The 18,655-nt window shown below is 72.9% G+C and carries 19 protein-coding genes; 7 read left to right on the top strand and 12 right to left on the bottom strand.

Going from position 1 to position 18,655, the window contains the following annotated elements; translation table 11 throughout:
- Nucleotides 1-131: 131 nt before the first annotated feature.
- The 5 genes from ABEE00_RS24085 to ABEE00_RS24065 all read right to left on the bottom strand — a co-directional run bounded on the left by ABEE00_RS24085 (nt 132) and on the right by ABEE00_RS24065 (nt 4,348).
- Nucleotides 132-329: a PspC domain-containing protein gene (locus tag ABEE00_RS24085; protein ID WP_345747716.1), complete on the bottom strand. Its 198-nt coding sequence runs from the start codon at nt 327-329 to the stop codon at nt 132-134.
- A 90-nt stretch (nt 330-419) separates the two neighbouring features.
- Entirely contained in the window at nt 420-1,052 is a 633-nt protein-coding gene (locus ABEE00_RS24080; RefSeq protein ID WP_345747715.1) for a VanZ family protein, read from the bottom strand.
- 184 nt (nt 1,053-1,236) lie between these two features.
- Nucleotides 1,237-1,875 (bottom strand): hypothetical protein, encoded by a 639-nt coding sequence (locus tag ABEE00_RS24075; RefSeq protein ID WP_345747714.1) that lies wholly within the window; start codon nt 1,873-1,875, stop codon nt 1,237-1,239.
- Nucleotides 1,872-3,593, bottom strand: a complete 1,722-nt coding sequence (locus ABEE00_RS24070) for a HAMP domain-containing sensor histidine kinase (protein ID WP_345747732.1) — start codon at nt 3,591-3,593, stop codon at nt 1,872-1,874. The genes ABEE00_RS24075 and ABEE00_RS24070 overlap by 4 nt, the downstream gene beginning before the upstream one ends.
- Nucleotides 3,594-3,670: 77 nt before the next feature.
- Entirely contained in the window at nt 3,671-4,348 is a 678-nt protein-coding gene (locus tag ABEE00_RS24065; RefSeq protein ID WP_345747713.1) for a response regulator transcription factor, read from the bottom strand.
- A 186-nt stretch (nt 4,349-4,534) separates the two neighbouring features.
- Here ABEE00_RS24065 and ABEE00_RS24060 point away from each other — a divergent pair, with 186 nt between their 5' ends.
- A complete protein-coding gene (locus tag ABEE00_RS24060) occupies nt 4,535-5,359 on the top strand; it encodes a SigE family RNA polymerase sigma factor (RefSeq protein ID WP_345747712.1) in 825 nt (274 codons plus the stop codon).
- Between the two features lie 219 nt (nt 5,360-5,578).
- Here the strand turns inward: ABEE00_RS24060 and ABEE00_RS24055 are convergent, their stop codons facing one another.
- Complete coding sequence (locus ABEE00_RS24055; protein ID WP_345747711.1) at nt 5,579-6,262, bottom strand: uridine kinase family protein; 684 nt, start codon at nt 6,260-6,262, stop codon at nt 5,579-5,581.
- A 120-nt stretch (nt 6,263-6,382) separates the two neighbouring features.
- Here ABEE00_RS24055 and ABEE00_RS24050 point away from each other — a divergent pair, with 120 nt between their 5' ends.
- Entirely contained in the window at nt 6,383-6,589 is a 207-nt protein-coding gene (locus ABEE00_RS24050) for a type II toxin-antitoxin system VapB family antitoxin (RefSeq protein WP_451918660.1), read from the top strand.
- Entirely contained in the window at nt 6,582-6,992 is a 411-nt protein-coding gene (locus tag ABEE00_RS24045; RefSeq protein ID WP_345747709.1) for a PIN domain nuclease, read from the top strand. The genes ABEE00_RS24050 and ABEE00_RS24045 overlap by 8 nt, the downstream gene beginning before the upstream one ends.
- Before the next feature lie 24 nt (nt 6,993-7,016).
- Here ABEE00_RS24045 and ABEE00_RS24040 read toward each other — a convergent pair whose 3' ends face one another.
- From ABEE00_RS24040 to deoC, 3 genes are read right to left on the bottom strand one after another with little or no spacing between them, the layout of a single operon-like run.
- Entirely contained in the window at nt 7,017-7,886 is an 870-nt protein-coding gene (locus tag ABEE00_RS24040; RefSeq protein WP_345747708.1) for an aldehyde dehydrogenase family protein, read from the bottom strand.
- Nucleotides 7,879-9,318: an aldehyde dehydrogenase family protein gene (locus ABEE00_RS24035; RefSeq protein WP_345747707.1), complete on the bottom strand. Its 1,440-nt coding sequence runs from the start codon at nt 9,316-9,318 to the stop codon at nt 7,879-7,881. The genes ABEE00_RS24040 and ABEE00_RS24035 overlap by 8 nt, the downstream gene beginning before the upstream one ends.
- 5 nt (nt 9,319-9,323) lie before the next feature.
- On the bottom strand, nt 9,324-10,295 hold the full coding sequence (gene deoC, locus ABEE00_RS24030) for a deoxyribose-phosphate aldolase (protein WP_345747731.1): 972 nt from the start codon (nt 10,293-10,295) through the stop codon (nt 9,324-9,326).
- Nucleotides 10,296-10,647: 352 nt separating this feature from the next.
- Here deoC and ABEE00_RS24025 point away from each other — a divergent pair, with 352 nt between their 5' ends.
- Nucleotides 10,648-11,316, top strand: a complete 669-nt coding sequence (locus tag ABEE00_RS24025; RefSeq protein ID WP_345747706.1) for a PH domain-containing protein — start codon at nt 10,648-10,650, stop codon at nt 11,314-11,316.
- Nucleotides 11,317-11,733: 417 nt separating this feature from the next.
- Here ABEE00_RS24025 and ABEE00_RS24020 read toward each other — a convergent pair whose 3' ends face one another.
- The 3 genes from ABEE00_RS24020 to ABEE00_RS24010 all read right to left on the bottom strand — a co-directional run bounded on the left by ABEE00_RS24020 (nt 11,734) and on the right by ABEE00_RS24010 (nt 15,171).
- Nucleotides 11,734-13,524, bottom strand: a complete 1,791-nt coding sequence (locus ABEE00_RS24020) for a phospho-sugar mutase (RefSeq protein ID WP_345747705.1) — start codon at nt 13,522-13,524, stop codon at nt 11,734-11,736.
- A gap of 93 nt (nt 13,525-13,617) precedes the next feature.
- Nucleotides 13,618-14,439 (bottom strand): purine-nucleoside phosphorylase, encoded by an 822-nt coding sequence (locus ABEE00_RS24015; protein ID WP_345747704.1) that lies wholly within the window; start codon nt 14,437-14,439, stop codon nt 13,618-13,620.
- 294 nt (nt 14,440-14,733) lie between these two features.
- Nucleotides 14,734-15,171: a gamma-glutamylcyclotransferase gene (locus tag ABEE00_RS24010; protein WP_345747703.1), complete on the bottom strand. Its 438-nt coding sequence runs from the start codon at nt 15,169-15,171 to the stop codon at nt 14,734-14,736.
- Nucleotides 15,172-15,268: 97 nt separating this feature from the next.
- Between ABEE00_RS24010 and ABEE00_RS24005 the strand changes: the two genes are divergently transcribed.
- The 3 genes from ABEE00_RS24005 (at nt 15,269) to ABEE00_RS23995 (ending at nt 18,602) form a co-directional block, all read left to right on the top strand.
- Nucleotides 15,269-16,717 carry an NAD(P)H-quinone dehydrogenase gene (locus ABEE00_RS24005; protein WP_345747702.1) on the top strand — a complete coding sequence of 483 codons (1,449 nt, stop codon included), beginning with the start codon at nt 15,269-15,271 and terminating at the stop codon, nt 16,715-16,717.
- A gap of 197 nt (nt 16,718-16,914) precedes the next feature.
- Nucleotides 16,915-17,844: a DeoR/GlpR family DNA-binding transcription regulator gene (locus ABEE00_RS24000; RefSeq protein WP_451918659.1), complete on the top strand. Its 930-nt coding sequence runs from the start codon at nt 16,915-16,917 to the stop codon at nt 17,842-17,844.
- A gap of 185 nt (nt 17,845-18,029) precedes the next feature.
- Entirely contained in the window at nt 18,030-18,602 is a 573-nt protein-coding gene (locus ABEE00_RS23995; protein ID WP_345747700.1) for a MerR family transcriptional regulator, read from the top strand.
- The last annotated feature ends 53 nt before the right edge of the window (nt 18,603-18,655 follow it).

The raw sequence follows: 18,655 nt of genomic DNA, 5'->3' as shown, positions 1-18,655 counted from the left end.
CCGGTGGGCGGGCCCGCCCCGGCCCCTCTGGCCCGGCACGGGGGGCCGGGCCCGGGGGCCGGGGCCGGGGGGCCGCCGTTCGGCCGTGGTGCGGGCCGCGCCATGCGGGCCCTGCCGTAGCGGGCCGCCGCTCACCAGGCGGTGCGGGCGTCCTCGTTGGGCAGCAGCACCCACAGCGCCAGATAGACCAGGAACTGCGGTCCCGGCAGCAGGCAGGACAGCACGAAGAGCAGCCGCACGGTGTTCGGCTTCATGCCGAAGCGGCGGGCCAGACCGGCGCACACGCCACCGATCATGCGGTTGTCCCGGGGGCGGGCAAGTGCGGTCATCCCGTCGTCTCCTTCGTTTCGCCGGAGGACCGCCGCGGCGGCGGCCCGATGACTCCACGCTAGGAAAAACGGCACGTCCCGGACATCGGACTACGGGGCGATCCCGACCCTGGGAGCTCTCCGGGGCGAACCCTGAGGGGTTTCCTCCCTGCGTACGACCCCGCTCCGCCCACGGTCGTACGCGGCGCCCGCGCGGGCCGCGCCCCGGCCGCCGCGGCGCGGGTCCCCGCTGCGCACCCCGTCGCCCTGCGCGCGCTCCCTGCGCAGCAGCAGCCGCCGCAGGAGCGGGTAGAGGAGCAGCCCGGCCAGGGCCACGCCCGCGGTGTTCAGCAGCACGTCGTCGATGTCCGCGACCCGGCCCGGCACTCCCGACTGCACCAGCGCGATGCCCAGCGAGACCAGCCCGCCCGCGACCGTGCTGCGGGCCCAGGTGGCGGGCAGCGGACGGTGCAGCCGGCCGCAGACCAGCGGCCACAGCACCCCGACCGGCGCGAGCAGCGCCAGCCCGCCGCCGATCGAGACCAGCGCCGACCAGGGGTCGCCCGCCAGGTCGGCGCGGATGCTCGCGAAGGGCCGCAGATTCGCCGGCGCGACCCAGGGCACGGACAGCGGACGCAGCGTCAGCCAGGCGACGAGGAGCATATGGGCGCTCAGCAGGACGAGTCCCGTGGCGCGGATACGAGGAGCGGTGGCCGGTGTGCCACCGCGGTCAAGGCGCTGCACGCGGGGGAGGACGTCCACATCCGGCGCCGCGGTTCCGGCCCTTTCGTCACGTGTGTACGGACCATTGCCGCAGCCGTTCCCGTACGGGTTCCAGTACGGGGTCCCGTACGGGTTCCGGCGCGGGCTCCCGTACGGGGCTCCGTACGGGGCGCCTCTGCCCTCCTCGCTCACCACTCCCCGCTCCTCAGACCCGGTTTCCCGCGGTCGCGGCGGCCTCGGGGCTGGTGCGCAGCGCCGTGCCGCACTCGAAGCGCTGCGGACGCTCCTTGGCGTCGGCCGGACCGCCCAGCGTGACCGCCTCGTTGGCGTCGGCCGCCGCGGTGTCCGCGTACGTGCACACGAGCTGCGCCACGGCGAAGGAGCGCAGGTCGTCCAGGGGACGGCTCAGCCGCAGGGTCTCCGAGGGGTCGCCGGGCGCGGGCCCCGAGACGGTGAGGTCGCGCGGCACGTCGGTCTCGAAGCCGGCCGTCCGCTCGTCCTCCGAGGGGGCGCGCTGGAGCTCCTGGAGCAGCGCGCGGGCCATCGTCAGCCGCCCGCCGCCCGGCCCCTTGTCCGGGATGTCCACGCGGCGCTCCACGGGCGACACCCGGGAGCCGCACACCAGGAACACCCGCATCGCGGGGCGGGCCTGCGCCTTGTCGGCACCGTCCGGGCCCTTCTCCTCGCCGGGCAGCACACAGCCGACCCGGGAGGGCGCGGAGCCCGCGTCCACGGGTACGGAGGTGGCGCGGATGCCGCAGCCCGAGGCCAGCAGCGCGAAGGCGCCGGCCATGCCGAGGGCGAGCGCGGTGCGCCAACGGCGGCTCTGCGCGGGCCGGTTCATCGGTCACCCTCCCGGCCCCGGCCCTCGCCAGGACCCTCCCGGCCCCGGCCCTCGCCAGGACCCTCCCGGCCGTCGTCCCGGTCCTGGTCCCGGTCCCGTTCCTGGTCCCGGCCGTCGTCCCGGTCCTCTACCCGGCCCCGGACCCCGCCGTCCTCGCCGTCCTCCCGGTCCTCCGCGTTCGCCGGGCCGCGGCCGCTGCGGTCCTCCTCCTCGTACTCCTCGGGGGACATGCCGCTCGCGTCCCTCGGGAGCCGCAGGGTGAAGACCGCGCCGGCCTCCTCGCCGGGCGCGTTGCGCGCGGTGATCAGGCCGCCGTGGATGCGCGCGTTCTCCTGCGCGATGGACAGGCCCAGGCCGCTGCCCTCCGAGCGCGGCCGCGAGGCGCTGGCCTTGTAGAAGCGGTCGAAGACGTGCGGCAGCACCTGCTCGGGCACGCCGGGGCCGCGGTCGGCGACCTCGATCACCAGGGTGTCGCCGCCGTTCCCGTCCGGCTCGGTGCGCACCGAGACCCGTACGGGAGAACCCCCGTGCTTCAGCGCGTTCCCGATCAGGTTCGCCAGGATCACATCGAGCCGCCGCGGGTCGAGGCGGGCCATCGTGCCGCGGTCCGCGTCCAGTTCGACCGCGTCCAGCCAGGCGCGCGCGTCGATGCAGGCCGTCACCTGGTCCGCCACGTCCACGTCGTCGAGCACCAGCTTCGCGGTGCCCGCGTCGAAGCGGGTGACCTCCATCAGGTTCTCCACCAGGTTGTTCAGCCGCCGCGTCTCGCTGACCACGAGCTGCACGGCGGGCGCGACCATCGGGTCGAGGCTCTCCTGCTCCTCCTCCAGCACCTCGGTCACCGCCGAGATCGCCGTCATCGGCGTGCGCAGCTCGTGCGACATGTCGGCGACGAACCGGCGGCTGGACTCCTCGCGGGCGCTCAGCTCCGCGACCCGCTCCTCGAGCCGGGACGCGGTCTCGTTGAACGTGCGGGAGAGCTCGGCCAGTTCGTCCGTACCCGACACCTCGAGGCGGGTGTCCAGCTTGCCCTCGCCGAGCTGCCGCGCGGCGTTCCCGAGGCGGCGTACGGGCCGCAGCACGGTGCCGGCAGCGGCCTGCGCCAGCAGCATCGCGCCGATCAGCGCGAGCCCGGTGGCGATGCCCAGCGACCAGGCGAGGGAGTTGAGGTCGTCGCGCTCGGGCGAGAGCGACTTGAGCATGTAGCCGGAGGGCGTCGCGCCGTCGCCGATCAGCTTGGCGCCGCCGACCAGGTACGGCTCGTCGCCCTCCTTGGTGATCCGCTGCCAGTACAGGTGGTACGGATACGGGTTGCCGTCGTCCACCGGGCGCTTCTTGCCGACCGCCTCGCGCAGCGTGCCCGGCACGTCCCGGGTGGTGAAGTGGTCCGGGTCGGAGGCCGCCGTGCAGGGGTCGCCGTTGGCGTCCTGGCCGAGCAGCACGACCTGGTAGTTCTGCGTGGTCGTGTTGGCCATCTTGCCCGCGGTCTCGCGCAGTTGCTCGCAGTCGTACGTACGCGGCAGGCTCCCCGCGTTGTCCTCCATGGACTTGCGGAAGTCGTTGAGCGCGGCGTTCTGCGCGCGGGTCAGCACCGCGTCGCGGTTGAGCCAGTACGCGATGCCCGAGGCCGAGACCGCCGCGGTGAGCGCCACCAGAGCGAACACCACGACGAGCCGCAGCCGCAGGGTGGGCAGCGCCCCGGTGAGCCAGTCCCGCAGCCGTCCCCGGCGCGGCTCCTGCTCCTCCCCGGCGCCCTCGCCCGGGCCGTCCTCCGTGCTCTGCTGCGGCGCCTGGGTCACTGCGGGGTGTCCAGCCGGTACCCGACGCCGCGCACCGTACGGATCAGCTTGGGCGAGGAGGGCACGTCCTCGACCTTCGCGCGCAGCCGCTGCACACAGGCGTCGACCAGCCGCGAGTCGCCCAGGTAGTCGTGCTCCCACACCAGCCGCAGGAGCTGCTGTCTGGACAGCGCCTGCCCCGGCCGTCTGCTGAGCTCCAGCAGCAACCGCAGCTCGGTCGGGGTGAGTTGGAGGTCCTCGCCGTCCTTGGTGACGGTCATCGCGGAGCGGTCGATCACCACGCTGCCGAACACCGCCGCGTCGTTCGACTCCCGCTCGCCGCGCCGCATCACCGCGCGGATGCGGGCGTCCAGCACCCTCCCCTGCACGGGCTTGACCACATAGTCGTCAGCGCCCGACTCCAGGCCGACCACCACGTCGATGTCGTCGCTGCGCGCGGTCAGCAGGATGATCGGGAGCTGGTCGGTGCGCCGGATGCGGCGGCACACCTCGAAGCCGTCGATGCCGGGCAGCATCACATCCAGCACGATCAGATCCGGCCGCTGTTCACGCAGCAGTTTGAGCCCGTCCTCGCCGGTGGCGGCGGTCACCACGCGATGGCCCTGACGGGTCAGACCCATCTCCAGGGCGGTACGGACAGCGTCATCGTCCTCGATCAGCAACAGGAAAGGCACGCGCGCCATTCTGGCCCATGGCGGCCGCGGACTTCGACGCGGACCGGCCCCCGCGACGGCGACCCGCGGACGGCGCGGCGGCTGTGACACCCCTGTGACAGTCGGGGGACCTCGCCATGAAACTGGCCCGGCAGTGTGTAGGTCATCAAGCAAGCGACCGGGTTGGCCTCAGAAGGGGGCGCGAGAATGAACACGCTGCTCAGCACCAAGACGAACGCAGTCATTCACACGCGTCTGCACGTCCCTTCGGTTCCCGCATCCGCGGAATCCTCTTCGACGGTGCAGGGAACGAACGGCCACGGCACCCGGTTCACCGAGAAGTCCGGTGCCGCAGGGACGCGGGGGTGTGCCCGCGGCACCGGTCGCAAGCGTCCGCAGCACCTCGGTGCGGTGGAGGGCCTTCGGGGAGAGGGCCGGGGGGAGACGCAGGCGTCCGGCGAGGACACGGGGGAGCGGCAGCAGCACGCGGCGGTGCCCGAGCAGGGCGGCGCCGAGGCGGCCTTCACCGCCTATGTGCAAGAGCGCCGCGCCTCGCTGTACGCCACCGCGTACCACCTGACCGGGGACCGTTACGAGGCCGAGGACCTGCTCCAGAGCGCGCTGTTCTCCACGTACCGCGCCTGGGACCGGATCAGCGACAAGGCGGCCGTCGGCGGCTACCTGCGGCGCACCATGACCAACCTGCACATCAGCGCGTGGCGCCGGCGGAAGCTGAACGAGTACCCGACGGAGGAGCTGCCGGAGACGGCGCACGACCAGGACGCGATGCGCGGCACCGAGCTGCGCGCCGTGCTCTGGCAGGCGCTGGCCCGGCTGCCCGAGCTGCAGCGCACGATGCTGGTGCTGCGCTACTACGAGGGCCGCACCGACCCGGAGATCGCGGACACCCTCAACATCAGCGTCGGCACCGTGAAGAGCAGCATCTGGCGCTCGCTGCGGCGGCTGCGCGAGGACGAGGTGCTCAGCTTCGGCAAGGACGTCGAGGAGTCCTTCGGCGAACTGGTCGCCTGAGGCCCGAGGGCCACGGGCGACCGGGCGGGGGAGACGACGGGGGAAGACGGGGAGAGGAAACGGGGGTCACGGGGGAACCCACGGGGGATCAGGGGTCCATCGGGGGACGGGCCTGGGGGTACGGGGGAAACACGGGGGAGCCGGAGCGGTTCCGGTCGGCCGGGGGGTCCGACTGGAACCGCTCCTTTTTGCGCGTTCCGGTCCGTGCGCTCCGGGGCTCTAGCGCCCGGTGCGTCCGTACGGCCTCGTACCGTCCACTGCCGCCGGGGCGCCGGAGCGCAGCCTGTCCACCCGCGCCGCCGCCTCGTCGCGGCCGCAGGGGTGCGCGCCCAGCGCGCGGTGGCGCTCCACGATCCCGGCCTCGGCGCGCAGCAGCCGCCAGCCGCGGCGGAGCAGGAACGGTACGGATTTGCGGCCCTCGCGCAGGTCGCGCAGCAGCCGCCGGCGGAAGGTGGTGGCGGGGCGGCCGCGCAGGCAGATCGCGTCGGCCAGCAGCCCCAGTTCGCGGCAGCGGCGCGCGATGTCGGCGGCGAAGATGCCCTCGGCGACGCACAGCGCTTCGCCGCCGAGCCGCAGTTCCTCCTCGCCCACGCGGGCGCTCGCGGCGATGTCGTACACCGGCACCGTGGTGCGGCCCGTCGCGCACAGCTCGCGCAGCGCCTCGACGGCGGCGTCCGCGTCCCAGGAGGCGGGGGAGTCCCAGTCGGTGCCCGAACCGTCGGGGAGCGGCGGCAGGGTGGGGTCGCCGCGCTCCTTGTAGAAGTCGTCGAGCCGCACCACGGGCAGCCCGCTCCGCTCGGCCAGCCGCGTCTTGCCGGCCCCCGAGGGCCCGGTGAGCAGCACCACACGGGCCTGCGCGGCCCCCGTACCTCGGCCTATCGGCCCGCCATCGGAGTGGGTCACGGGACAGCATTGTGCGTCATGGGGCGCCGGTGTTCGCCGGACCAGTCGGGCCGAGCCGCGTATATACTGATCCCGCGTGCTGTATATATTCGTCCTCGGTGGAGGTGCGTCGTGACCAAGATGCTCGTGGACATCGACGAGGAATCGCTGGCCAGGGCCGCCGAGGTGCTGGGCACGGAGACCAAGAAGGACACGGTGAATCTCGCCCTGCGCGAGACCGCGCGGCGCATAGAGCGGGCACGCGCTCTCGACCGGCTCGGTGCGATGGCGGACGAGGGTGACTTCGACGCCTTCCTCGGCGACAAGGACGCGTACCGCGGTGAGTAGCTCCCTCTATCTGGCTGACACGTCCGCGCTCTTCCGGCTCTTCCAGAAGGGCGTCAGGGAGGAGTGGGCGGGGCAGCTCACGGCGGGGCTCATTGCCGTGTGTCCCGTCGTGGAGCTGGAGTTCCTGTACTCGGCGCGCTCGCCGGCTGACCGCGTGGACAAGCAGGAACTGCTGCGTCGCCTGTTTCCGTGGGTGCCCATGCCGGAGCATGCCTTCGCTCGCGCCCAGGAACTGCAGTCGGTGCTTACGGAGTCGGGCCAGCACCGGTCGGCTGGGGCCGTCGACTTGTTGATCGCCGCCACTGCGGAACTGGAAGAACTCGTCGTGCTGCACGACGACCGCGACTACGAAACGGTGTCCCGACTGACGGGGTTGCCCGTGAAGCGGGTCGGCAAAGGCTGACCCGCCTCACGCGGCGACGTGGTGCTACGCCCCGATCGGGTGCCAGACCGTCTTCGTCTCCAGGTAGGAGAGGAGGCGGTCCGTGCCGGGGTCGGCGGTGAAGTCCTCGGTCCGCGGGCGGCGTACGCGCTTGAGGTTGTCCGCCGCGGCGATCTCCAGCTCGCGGGCCAGCTCCGCGTCCGCGCCGGTCAGGTCGATCGCGTTCACGTCCTGGTGCGCGGCCAGCGGCGCGGCGATCTCCTTCGTGCCGCCGGTCAGCACGTTGACCACGCCGCCCGGCAGGTCGGAGGTGGCCAGCACCTCGGCGAGGGAGAGGGCCGGGAGCGGGCGCTCCTCGGAGGCGACCAGCACCGCGGTGTTCCCGGTGACGATCACCGGCGCGAGGACCGAGACCAGCCCGAGCAGCGAGGACTCCTGCGGGGCGACGAGCGCCACCACGCCGGTCGGCTCGGGCGTCGAGAGGTTGAAGTACGGCCCGGCCACGGGGTTGGCCGAGCCCGCGATCTGGGCGACCTTGTCGGACCAGCCCGCGTACCAGACCCAGCGGTCGATCGCGGCGTCCACCTGCGCCGCGGCCTTCGCCTTCGACAGGCCCTCGGCCGCCGCCACCTCGGCGGCGAACTGCTCGCGCCGCCCCTCCAGCATCTCCGCGACGCGGTAGAGCACCTGGCCGCGGTTGTACGCCGTCGCGCCCGACCAGCCGCCGACCGCCTTGCGCGCGGCCGACACCGCGTCCCGCGCGTCCTTGCGGGAGGAACGGGGCGCGTTCGCCAGCCAGTTGCCCTTCGAGTCCGACACCTCGTACACCCGTCCGCTCTCGCTGCGCGGGAACTTGCCGCCGACGTACAGCTTGTAGGTCTTGAAAACCGCGAGACGCTCGGACTTCTCAGACATCGAGGTAGGCCTCCAGACCGTGGCGGCCGCCCTCGCGGCCGAAGCCCGACTCCTTGTAGCCGCCGAACGGCGAGGACGGGTCGAACTTGTTGAACGTGTTGGACCAGACGACGCCCGCGCGCAGCTCGCTCGCCATCTTCAGCATCCGCGAGGACTTCTCCGTCCAGACGCCGGCCGACAGCCCGTACGGGGTGTTGTTGGCCTTGGCCACCGCCTCGTCGGGCGTGCGGAAGGTGAGCACGGACAGCACCGGGCCGAAGATCTCCTCGCGCGCGATGCGGTGCGCCTGGGTGACGCCGGTGAAGACGGTGGGCGCGAACCAGTAGCCCTGCGAGGGCAGTTCGCACGGCGCAGACCAGCGCTCGGCGCCCTCCGCCTCGCCCGCGTCCGCGAGCTCGGTGATGCGGGCGAGCTGCTCGGCCGAGTTGATCGCGCCGACGTCGGTGTTCTTGTCCATCGGATCGCCGACGCGCAGGGTGCTCAGGCGCCGCTTGAGCGCGTCCAGCACCTCCTCCTCGACCGACTCCTGTACGAGGAGGCGGGAGCCGGCGCAGCAGACCTGGCCCTGGTTGAAGTAGATGCCGTTCACGATGCCCTCGACGGCCTGGTCGAGCGGGGCGTCGTCGAAGACGATGTTGGCGCCCTTGCCGCCGAGTTCGAGGGTGAGCTTCTTGCGCGTACCGGCGACCGTACGGGCGATCTCCTTGCCCACGGCGGTGGACCCGGTGAAGGCGACCTTGTTCACGTCGGGGTGCGCCACCAGCTCGGCCCCCGTCGAACCGTCCCCCGTCACGATGTTGACCACACCGCGCGGCAGCCCGGCCTGACGGCAGATGTCCGCGAAGAACAGGGCGGAGAGCGGGGTCGTCTCGGCGGGCTTGAGGACCACGGTGTTGCCGCAGGCCAGCGCGGGGGCGATCTTCCACGCGAGCATCAGCAGCGGGAAGTTCCAGGGGATGACCTGCGCGGCGACGCCCACGGGCTTGGGGTCCGCCCCGTAACCGGCGTAGCTCAGCTTGTCGGCCCAGCCCGCGAAGTAGAAGAAGTTCGCTGCGACCTGCGGCAGGTCCGCGTCCCGCGTCTCCTTGATCGGCTTGCCGTTGTCCAGGGTCTCCAGGACGGCCAGCTCGCGGGAGCGCTCCTGGATGATCCGCGCGATGCGGAACAGGTACTTCGCGCGCTCGGCGCCCGGCAGCGCGGACCAGGAGGCGAAGGCGGTGCGGGCCGCGCGCACGGCGGCCTCCACGTCCTCGGCCTCGCCCTGCGCGACCTCGGACAGCACCTCCTCGGTCGCGGGGGAGACGGTCTTGAAGACCTTGCCGCCCGCCGCCTCGCGGAACTCGCCGTCGATGAACAGCCCGTACGAGGGCGCGATGTCGACCACGGCGCGCGACTCCGGCGCGGGCGCGTACTCGAAGGGTGAAGCAGTCATGGGGGTCAGTCCACCGTTACGTAGTCGGGGCCGGAGTAGCGTCCTGTGCTCAGCTTCTGACGTTGCATCAGCAGGTCGTTGAGCAGGCTGGACGCACCGAAGCGGAAGAGGTCGGGGGTCAGCCACCCGGTGCCGGCCGTCTCGTTCACCATGACCAGGTATTTCAGCGCGTCCTTGGTCGTACGGATGCCGCCTGCGGGCTTCACGCCGATCCGCGTGCCCGTCGCGGCGTGGAAGTCGCGCACGGCCTCCAGCATCAGCAGGGTGTTGGGCGGGGTCGCGTTCACCGCGACCTTGCCGGTCGAGGTCTTGATGAAGTCGGCGCCCGCGAGCATCGCCAGCCAGGAGGCGCGGCGGATGTTGTCGTACGTGGACAGCTCGCCGTTCTCGAAGATGACCTTGAGGTGGGCCGCTTCCCCGTCCGGGCGTGCGCAGGCGGCCTTGACCTCGCGGATCTCCTCGAAGACCTGGAGGTAGCGCCCCGCGAGGAAGGCCCCGCGGTCGATCACCATGTCGATCTCGTCGGCGCCCGCCGCGACGGCCTCCCTCGTGTCCGCCAGCTTCACCTGGAGACTGGCGCGGCCCGCGGGGAACGCCGTGGCCACGGACGCCACGTGGATGTCCGTGCCGGTCAGCGCCTCCTTGGCGGTGGACGCCATGTCCGGGTAGACGCAGATGGCGGCGACGCGCGGGGTGCTGCGGTCGGTGGGGTCGGGGTTGATCCCCTTGCCGCACAGGGCGCGCACCTTGCCCGGTGTGTCGGCGCCCTCCAGGGTGGTCAGGTCGATCATGGAGATGGCCAGATCGATCGCGTGCGCCTTGGCGGTCGTCTTGATCGAACGGGTCTCGAGCCCCGCGGCGCGGGCCTCGAGACCCACCGCGTCGACGCCGGGCAGCCCGTGCAGATAGCGCCGCAGCGCGGCGTCGGACGAGGTCACGTCCGCCAGTGCGGGATTGTCTGTTGGCAACGGAGGCATGGTCACCAGCTGAGCATATCTACACGCGTAGCATCGCGACTAGGGCTGGTGGGCGGAGGATTGCGGGCGGGCTGCGACTGCGGGTGCGACTGCGGGCTGCGGGTGGCTGGGGTGGCTGTGCCGGGTGGTACGTGGGCCGGCGCTCACGTGCCGGGGGCCCGGTGGTCACATGCTGAGCCGGTGCGGGTGCGGGTGCGGGTGCGGGTGCGGGTGCCGGTGCCGGTGCCGGTGCCGGGGCCTGGGCTGGGGACGCCGGGGGTCCCATACCGGGGCAGTCGGTGCAGGAGCCGATACACGAACGGAATGTCTGCCGTCATACCCGTTGTCGGAGGCGTCCGGCACAATCGGCGGCATGACGAGCGAGTCCGAGCCCACCGGGGCGGCGCAGGCGCCCGCCCCCTCAGCGGCCAACACGCCGCAGTACGCCGACCGTTGCTACCGCTCGCCCGCGGGCATGGCAGGGGGCGTCGTGCTGCTGGCCATCGGTGCGTGGCTCGGCGCCGACGCCGTCGTGCGCGGCACGGGGCGCACGCCGTGGATCGCGGTGGCCGGGCTGCTGCTGATGGTCCCGCTGGTGGTGGCCTTCACCCTGCGGCCGGCTGTGTACGCGGGGGAGGCGCGGCTCCGTGTGCGCAATCCCTTCCGCACGGTGCATGTGCCGTGGGGCGCGGTGGAGTCGCTGCGTGCGGGGTACAGCAGCGAGGTCGTCGCCGCCGGCACCAAGTATCAGCTCTGGTCCATCCCCGTCTCGCTGCGCGCGCGGAACAAGGCTGCGCGGCACAACGACCGCATAGCCTCCGGGCGCGGTCCGGCTCCCCGGCGCCGGGGAGCGCCCGAGGTGGAGGACGCCTCTCCGCGCCGCGCGCACGCGGACGTCGCGATGGACGAGCTGCGGGAGTTGGCCGCGCGGCACGAGGGGGCGTCGGCTGCGGGCGAGGTGAGGGTCCGCTGGGCATGGGAGATCCTCACGCCTTTGGTGGTGGGCACGGTGAGCCTCGCCCTTCTGCTCGCGGGGGGCTGAGCACACCCACGCCCCGCACCGATGCGTGAGCGCTGCGCGCCGCCGGACCTCCCCGCTCTGAGGTGTGGGCTCTCGCGTCCCGCACTGAGGTGTGGGCGTGCGTTCCGCTCGGGGCGGAACGGGCGGGCACACCGGAACCGCCAGCCGCGAGGCCCTCGTCCCCACGCACCCAAGTCCCGCGCTCGCCGCGGGCGTTCACGGGGCTGCGCCCCGGACCCCGTTGGGTGCGTGGTTGCGGGAGGCCGGGGGCGCAAGTCCGGTTGTGCCCACCCTCCCCCAAGCTCTCCGGCTTCGCTCCGAGCAGGGAGGTACCCCCTCGCCCCAGCGGAACGACTGCCCACAACCTCGTGGGAGGGAAGCGCCCGGGCGCCGCCCGCAACCCCGTACAGAGCGGCGGGCGGCAACCCCGGCGCGGGCCTACACCCCCGCTGCCTCCCCCAGCTCCCGCTTCAGCGCATCCAGCGTCACCGACGCGCGCTCGCGCGCGCCCGGCAGGGCGGACGGGCCCGCGACCGGGACCACCGTCTCCAAGTAGCACTTGAGCTTCGGTTCCGTGCCGCTCGGGCGGACCACGATGCGGGCCGAGGCGACCTCGCCGCCCGCGCCGGACAGGTGGTAGCGGAGGCCGTCGGTGGGCGGGAGCCCGGAGGACGCCTCGGCGAGGTCCTCGACCGAGGACACCGGCAGCCCGGCCAGCTCGCGCGGCGGCGCGGCCCGCAGCCGCTCCATCGCGGCTCCGATTCGCGACAGGTCCTCGACCCGCACCGAGAGCTGGTCCGTGGCGTGCAGCCCGTACTCGACCGCGAGATCGTCCAGCATCTCGGACAACGTCCGGTCGGCGAGCTTGAGCTGGGCGGCCAGCTCCGCGACGAGCAGCGCGGCCGAGATGCCGTCCTTGTCGCGTACACCGCCGGGATCGACGCAGTAGCCGAGCGCCTCCTCGTACGCATAGGACAGACCGTCCACCCTGGCCAGCCACTTGAAGCCGGTCAGGGTCTCCTCGTACGGAACATCCGCCGCGCGCGCGATCCGCTCCAGCAGCGAGGAGGAGACGATCGTCGTGGCGAAGGTGCCGCGCGCCCGCTTGTGCACCAGGTGCGTCGCGAGCAGCGCGCCGACCTCGTCGCCGCGCAGCATCCGCCAGCCGTCAGCGGACGAGGGGTCAGGAACGGCGACCGCGCAGCGGTCAGCGTCCGGGTCGTTGGCGATGATCACGTCCGGGCGGGCCTCCCGCGCCGTGGCGAAGGCCAGGTCCATCGCGCCCGGCTCCTCCGGGTTGGGGAAGGCGACGGTGGGGAAGTCCGGGTCGGGCTCGGCCTGTTCGGGCACCGGAACGGGTGCGGGGAAGCCCGCCCGTACGAAGGCGTCGTGCACCGTACGCGCGCCCACCCCGTGCAGCGAGGTGTGCACCACCTTCACATCGCGCGGCCCGCCCTCGGTGAGCACGGCCGCGGTGCGCGCGAGGTAGGAGTCCACGACGTCCTCGCCCAGCTCGCGCCAGCCGGACTCGGGGCGCGGCACCTCGCTCAGCGGGCCCACCGCGTCGATCTGCGCGGCGATGTCGGCGTCGGCGGGCGGCACGATCTGGGTGCCGTCACCCAGGTAGACCTTGTACCCGTTGTCCCGCGGCGGATTGTGGCTCGCGGTCACCATGATCCCGGCGACCGCGCCCAAGTGCCGGATGGCGAAGGCCAGTACGGGCGTGGGCAGCGGCCGCGGCAGCAGCGCCGCGCCGAACCCGGCGCCCACCATCACCGCCGCCGTGTCGCGCGCGAACTCGGCGCTCTTGTACCGCCCGTCGTAGCCGATCACCACGAGCCCGCCGCCCTGCGCCTGCCCCTTGAGGTAGGAGGCGAGGCCCGCGGCGGCGCGGATCACCACGGCGCGGTTCATCCGCATGGGTCCCGCGCCCAGTTCGCCGCGCAGCCCGGCGGTGCCGAACTGGAGCGTCCCGGCGAAGCGCGCGGCCAGTTCCTCGCGGTCACCCGCCTCGACCAGCTTGGCCAGCTCCTCGCGGGTCTCCGGGTCCGGGTCCTCGGTCAGCCAGGTCTGGGCCCGAGCGATCACATCGGCGTGCTCGTGGTGCTCGTGCACGGTGGGTCCTGCCTCTCTGCAAGCTGCGGGCGCGCCGTCCTGAGCACGCCGCTCCTGGTGGGTGGTGCCGTGCCCGTGTGCGTACGGCGCGCGTCCGGTACGGGCGGTACGCATGCCGGCGAACGGCACCGGTCGTGTGCCACTGGCGGGCCCGCCTCACGCACGGGGACGGCTTACCCCGTGCGGCGGGCCTTCCAGCGTGCTCCCTCAGATCCGGCCGAGCACCTGCGCCAGCAGGCTGCCCATCTGGGCGGCCGAGTCCTTGCCCGCCTGGAGGACCTCTTCGTGGTTGAGCGGTTCGCCGGTCATGCCGGCGGCGAGGTTGGTGACCAGCGAGATGCCCAGGACCTCGGCGCCCGCCTCGCGGGCCGCGATGGCCTCGAGGGTGGTGGACATGCCGACCAGGTCGCCGCCGATGGCGCGGACCATGCCGATCTCGGCGGGGGTCTCGTAGTGCGGCCCGGGCAGCTGTACGTACACGCCCTCCTCCAGCGCCGGGTCGACCTCCTGGCACAGCGCGCGCAGGCGCGGCGAGTACAGGTCGGTGAGGTCGACGAAGTTGGCGCCGACGATGGGCGAGGTGGCGGTCATGTTGATGTGGTCGCTGATCAGGACGGGCTGGCCCGGGCGCATGCCGGGGCGCAGGCCGCCGCAGCCGTTGGTCAGCACGACCGTCTTGCAGCCGGCGGCGACGGCGGTGCGCACGCCGTGCGCGACGGCGGCGACGCCGCGGCCCTCGTAGTAGTGGGTGCGCCCGAGGAAGACCAGGGCCCGCTTGTCGCCGACCTTGTACGACCGGATCCTGCCCGCGTGGCCCGCGACGGCGGGCGGCGGGAAGCCGGGCAGCTCGGTGACGGGGAACTCGTGCTCGGGGGTGCCGAGCGCGTCGGCGGCCGGGACCCATCCCGAGCCCATGACCAGGGCGACGTCGTGGCTTTCCGCACCGGTCAGCTCGCGGAGCCGGGCTGCGGCTGCGTCGGCGGAGCGGTACGGGTCTTCGGCGGTATGCGCGGTGGCTGAAGCGTTCACGGGACGAGGGTAGCCGCTGAGCGCCTACGCGCGTAGAGGGGAGAGGAACCCGTGGTAACTCCGGTGGAACATACGAGCGGGGCACCTCCGGCGGAGAGCCGCGCTCGTAGGTTCTGTTCCGTGGCACCGGCTTCCGGGGCTTCGCCCCGGGGCCCCGTTGGGTGCGTGGCTGGGCGGGTGCCGGGGCTTGCGTCCGCTGTGCCCACCCTCCCCCAAGCTCTCCGGCTCCGCTCCGAGCAGGGAGGTACCCCCCTCGCCCCTGCGGAACGATTGCCCACAGCTCGTACGGGGGCGCTAGCAGGGGCGTTTGCGCAGGTCCGTCACGTAATCGTGGGGCGCTCCCGCTGCCTCCGCCGCGTCGGCGATGTCGCCCAGGTAGCGGGCCGAGGGGAGGCCGCCCTCCCAGCCGTTCAGGACGTAGCACCACGCGGCGTCGGCCCCGTCCAGGGTGTGCACCAGCAGCCGCGTACGGCGGTAGATGCCCAGGTCGACGCCCTCCCAGCGGTCCATGGCCGCCTCGTCGGGCAGGGCGATGTCGTACAGCGCGACGAAGACCTGGTGGTCGGGCTCCTCGACCACCGTGGCCAGCGCGCCCTCCCACCCCATCTGTTCTCCCCCGAAGGTGAGCCGCCAGCCGGTGACCCAGCCCGTGCCGCGCAGCGGTGAGTGCGGGGCCCGGCGTGACATCAGGCGCGGGTCGAGGTTGGCCGCGTACGCGGCGTAGAGCGACATGGAAGAGAGGGTAGGCGAGGGACGAGTGGTGTCCCATGGGGACAGAAGAGGCGGGTGCGGGGGGGGCGGCGCTGCGCCGCGGGGCCGGTGCGCGACAATGGGGCATGTGACTCGGATCGTGATCATCGGTGGTGGACCCGGCGGCTACGAGGCCGCGCTCGTGGCGGCGCAGCTCGGAGCGGAGGTGACCGTCGTCGACTCCGACGGTCTCGGCGGCGCGTCGGTCCTCACCGACTGCGTGCCCTCCAAGACCCTCATCGCCACCGCCGAGGTGATGACCAACTTCGATTCCTCGTACGAGGAGTTGGGGATCCGCGTCGAGGACAGCACCCACGACCCGGACGATCCCGCCCGCGTCGTCGGCGTCGACCTGGGCAAGGTCAACCGCCGTGTGAAGCGGCTCGCGCTCGCGCAGTCCCACGACATCACCGCCTCGGTGACCCGCGCGGGCGGCCGTGTGCTGCGCGGCCGCGGCAGGATCGGCCCGACGCAGGGCCCGGACGGTTCGCGCGAGGTGATCGTCACCGACGCGGACGGCGGCGAGGAGCGGCTGACCGCCGACGCGGTGCTGGTCGCGACCGGCGGCCACCCGCGCGAGATCCCGGACGCGCAGCCCGACGGCGAGCGCATCCTCAACTGGACGCAGCTCTACGACCTCGAAGAGCTCCCCGAGGAGCTGATCGTGGTCGGCTCCGGTGTGACCGGCGCCGAGTTCGCCGGTGCGTACCAGGCACTCGGCTCGCAGGTCACCCTCGTCTCCTCGCGCGACCGCGTGCTGCCGGGCGAGGACGCGGACGCGGCCGCCGTGCTGGAGGACGTCTTCCGGCGCCGCGGGATGAACGTGATGGCCCGCTCCCGCGCGGCCTCAGCGAAACGCGTCGGCGACCGCGTGGAGGTCACCCTCCAGGACGGCCGCACGATCACCGGCTCGCACTGCCTGGTCGCGGTCGGCGCCGTGCCGAACACCAGCGGCATCGGCCTGGAGGAGGCCGGCGTCCAGCTCAAGGACTCGGGCCACATCCGCACCGACCGGGTCTCGCGCACCTCGGCCCCCGGCGTGTACGCGGCGGGCGACTGCACCGGCGTCTTCGCCCTCGCCTCGGTCGCCGCCATGCAGGGCCGCATCGCGATGTACCACTTCCTCGGCGACGCGGTGGCCCCGCTGGACCTGAAGTCGGTCTCCGCGAACGTCTTCACCGACCCGGAGATCGCCACCATCGGCTACAGCCAGGCCGACGTGGAGGGCGGCAAGATCGACGCCCGCGTCGTGAAGCTGCCGCTGCTGCGCAATCCGCGGGCCAAGATGCAGGGCATCAGGGACGGCTTCGTGAAGCTGTTCTGCCGCCCCGGCACGGGCATCGTGGTCGGCGGCGTGGTGGTCGCCCCGCGCGCCAGTGAGCTGATCCATCCCATCTCGATCGCGGTCGACAACAATCTGACCGTCGAGCAGATCGCCAAGGCGTTCACCGTGTACCCGTCCCTGACCGGTTCGATCGCAGAGGTCGCCCGGCAGCTCCACACCCGCCAGTCCGGCGAGGCCAGCTGAGCCGGGAGGGCCGGAGGGGACTGATGTGACGCGGGAGGCGGTGCGAACCGCCCCCGCGGGCCGCGGCCCCTATACCACGTGGAGTGCGTGGGTACGAACAACTTCTGTTAATCGGCGCAAACTGCTGAAACAAGACGGTCGTTGGCGTTACTGTCAGTTTCGTGTTCGCTGCGGAACGTCGTCAATTGATCCTTGAAATGGTGCGGGCCAATGGAGCGGTCTCGCTCCGTGAGCTCGCGCGCGTCGTCCAGACCTCTGAAGTGACCGTCCGTCGGGACGTACGGGCGCTGGAGGCAGAAGGACTCCTCGACCGCCGGCACGGCGGTGCCGTTCTCCCGGGCGGCTTCACCCGGGAGTCGGGCTTCCCCCAGAAATCCCACCTGTCCACGGCCGAGAAGACGGCCATCGCCGACCTCGCGGCCGGCTTCGTAGAGGAGGGCGAGGCCGTCGTGGTCGGGGCGGGCACCACCACCCAGGAGCTGGCCCGCCGGCTCGCGCGGGTGCCCGGACTCACCGTCGTCACCAACTCCCTGCTGGTCGCACAGGCGTTGGCGCATGCCAACCGCGTCGAGGTCGTCATGACCGGAGGCACCCTGCGCGGCTCCAACTACGCCCTGGTCGGCAGCGGCGCCGAGCAGTCCCTCCAGGGGCTGCGGGTCTCCCGTGCCTTCCTGTCGGGCAGCGGGCTGACCGCGGAGCGCGGCCTGTCCACCTCCAACATGCTCTCCGCGAGCGTGGACCGAGCGCTGGTGCAGGCGGCCGCCGAGGTCGTCGTGCTGGCCGACCACACCAAGCTGGGCACCGACACCATGTTCCAGACGGTGCCCACGGACGTCATCACCCGGCTGGTGACGGACGAGCCACCCGCGCACGACGACAGACCGGCCACGGAGCTCCAGGCTCTCGCCGACCAGGGCGTGCAGATCGCGGTCGCCACTCCGGCGGCCGGCGGCGCGGAGGGCGCGGGTCAGCAGCCGGGGCCCGGGCACGCCGGGGACGGTGGCCCGGCGCCGCGCCGGGACATGCAACTCCCGGTCCCGCGGCGGAACATGCCGTCGCAGGGCCCGGGCTCGTCACCCTCCACCCCCTCGGCCGGTCTGCGCAGCGCCTCGCTGCGCAGAGCGTGAGGGTGCGGGGCGTATCCGCGCGCGTCTCCCGGGGCCGGATGCCACGGGAGACGAGCGGCTCGCCGGCGACCGCTCAACAGCGGTCGCGTGCGCCGGAGTCGACGGTCGACTCCGGTCGCAGGGCGCGGGTGTCCGGGCGGGAAACCGCGTAAAAGCGGCGTCAACTGCCCGGATATGCTCGGAGCATGCGGATCGGCGAGCTGGCGCGGCGTACGGATGTCCCGGCGCCGACCATCAAGTACTACACGCGCGAGGGCCTGCTGCCCCCGGGCGAGCGCACCGGTCCCAACCAGGTGCGGTACGGCGAGGCGCACGTCCGCAGGCTCCGGTTGATCCGCGCCCTGCTCGACGTGGGCGGCCTCTCGGTGGCGGCGGCCCGCGACCTGCTCTCGGAGGCCGATGCGTACGAGGGCGCCGAGGAGGCCGCGGAAGCCCCCGACGCGACCCCTGACGCCCCCTCCGGTACGGAGGCCGAGTGCGAGGTCGACGAGCTGGCCCGGCGGTACGGCTGGAGCACCGACCCGGACAACCCGGGGCGGCGCGCGCTGGTGCGGATCGTGGCCGCCTGCCGCGATCTGGGGCGGCACGAACTCCTGGGCCTGCTCGACAGGTACGCCGACGCCGTGCGGCAACTCGCCGCGGCGGAACGGGAGTTGGCCCCCCGTGCGGGGGAGGGCGCGGTGCTGGCGACGGTGCTGGGCGACGCGGCCCTCACGGCCATGCGGCGGATGTCCCAGGACACGGGGACACCCACCTAGGCGACATGCGCGGACGGCCGGAGCGTTCCGATTGCCGATGGCCCGTGCGGCGA

Origin of the sequence: Streptomyces odontomachicola (genome assembly GCF_039605595.1) — a bacterium.
Lineage (GTDB): Bacteria > Actinomycetota > Actinomycetes > Streptomycetales > Streptomycetaceae > Streptomyces.
Note: the sequence above shows the minus strand (reverse complement) of the source record. Positions and strands in the feature narration are given on the sequence as shown.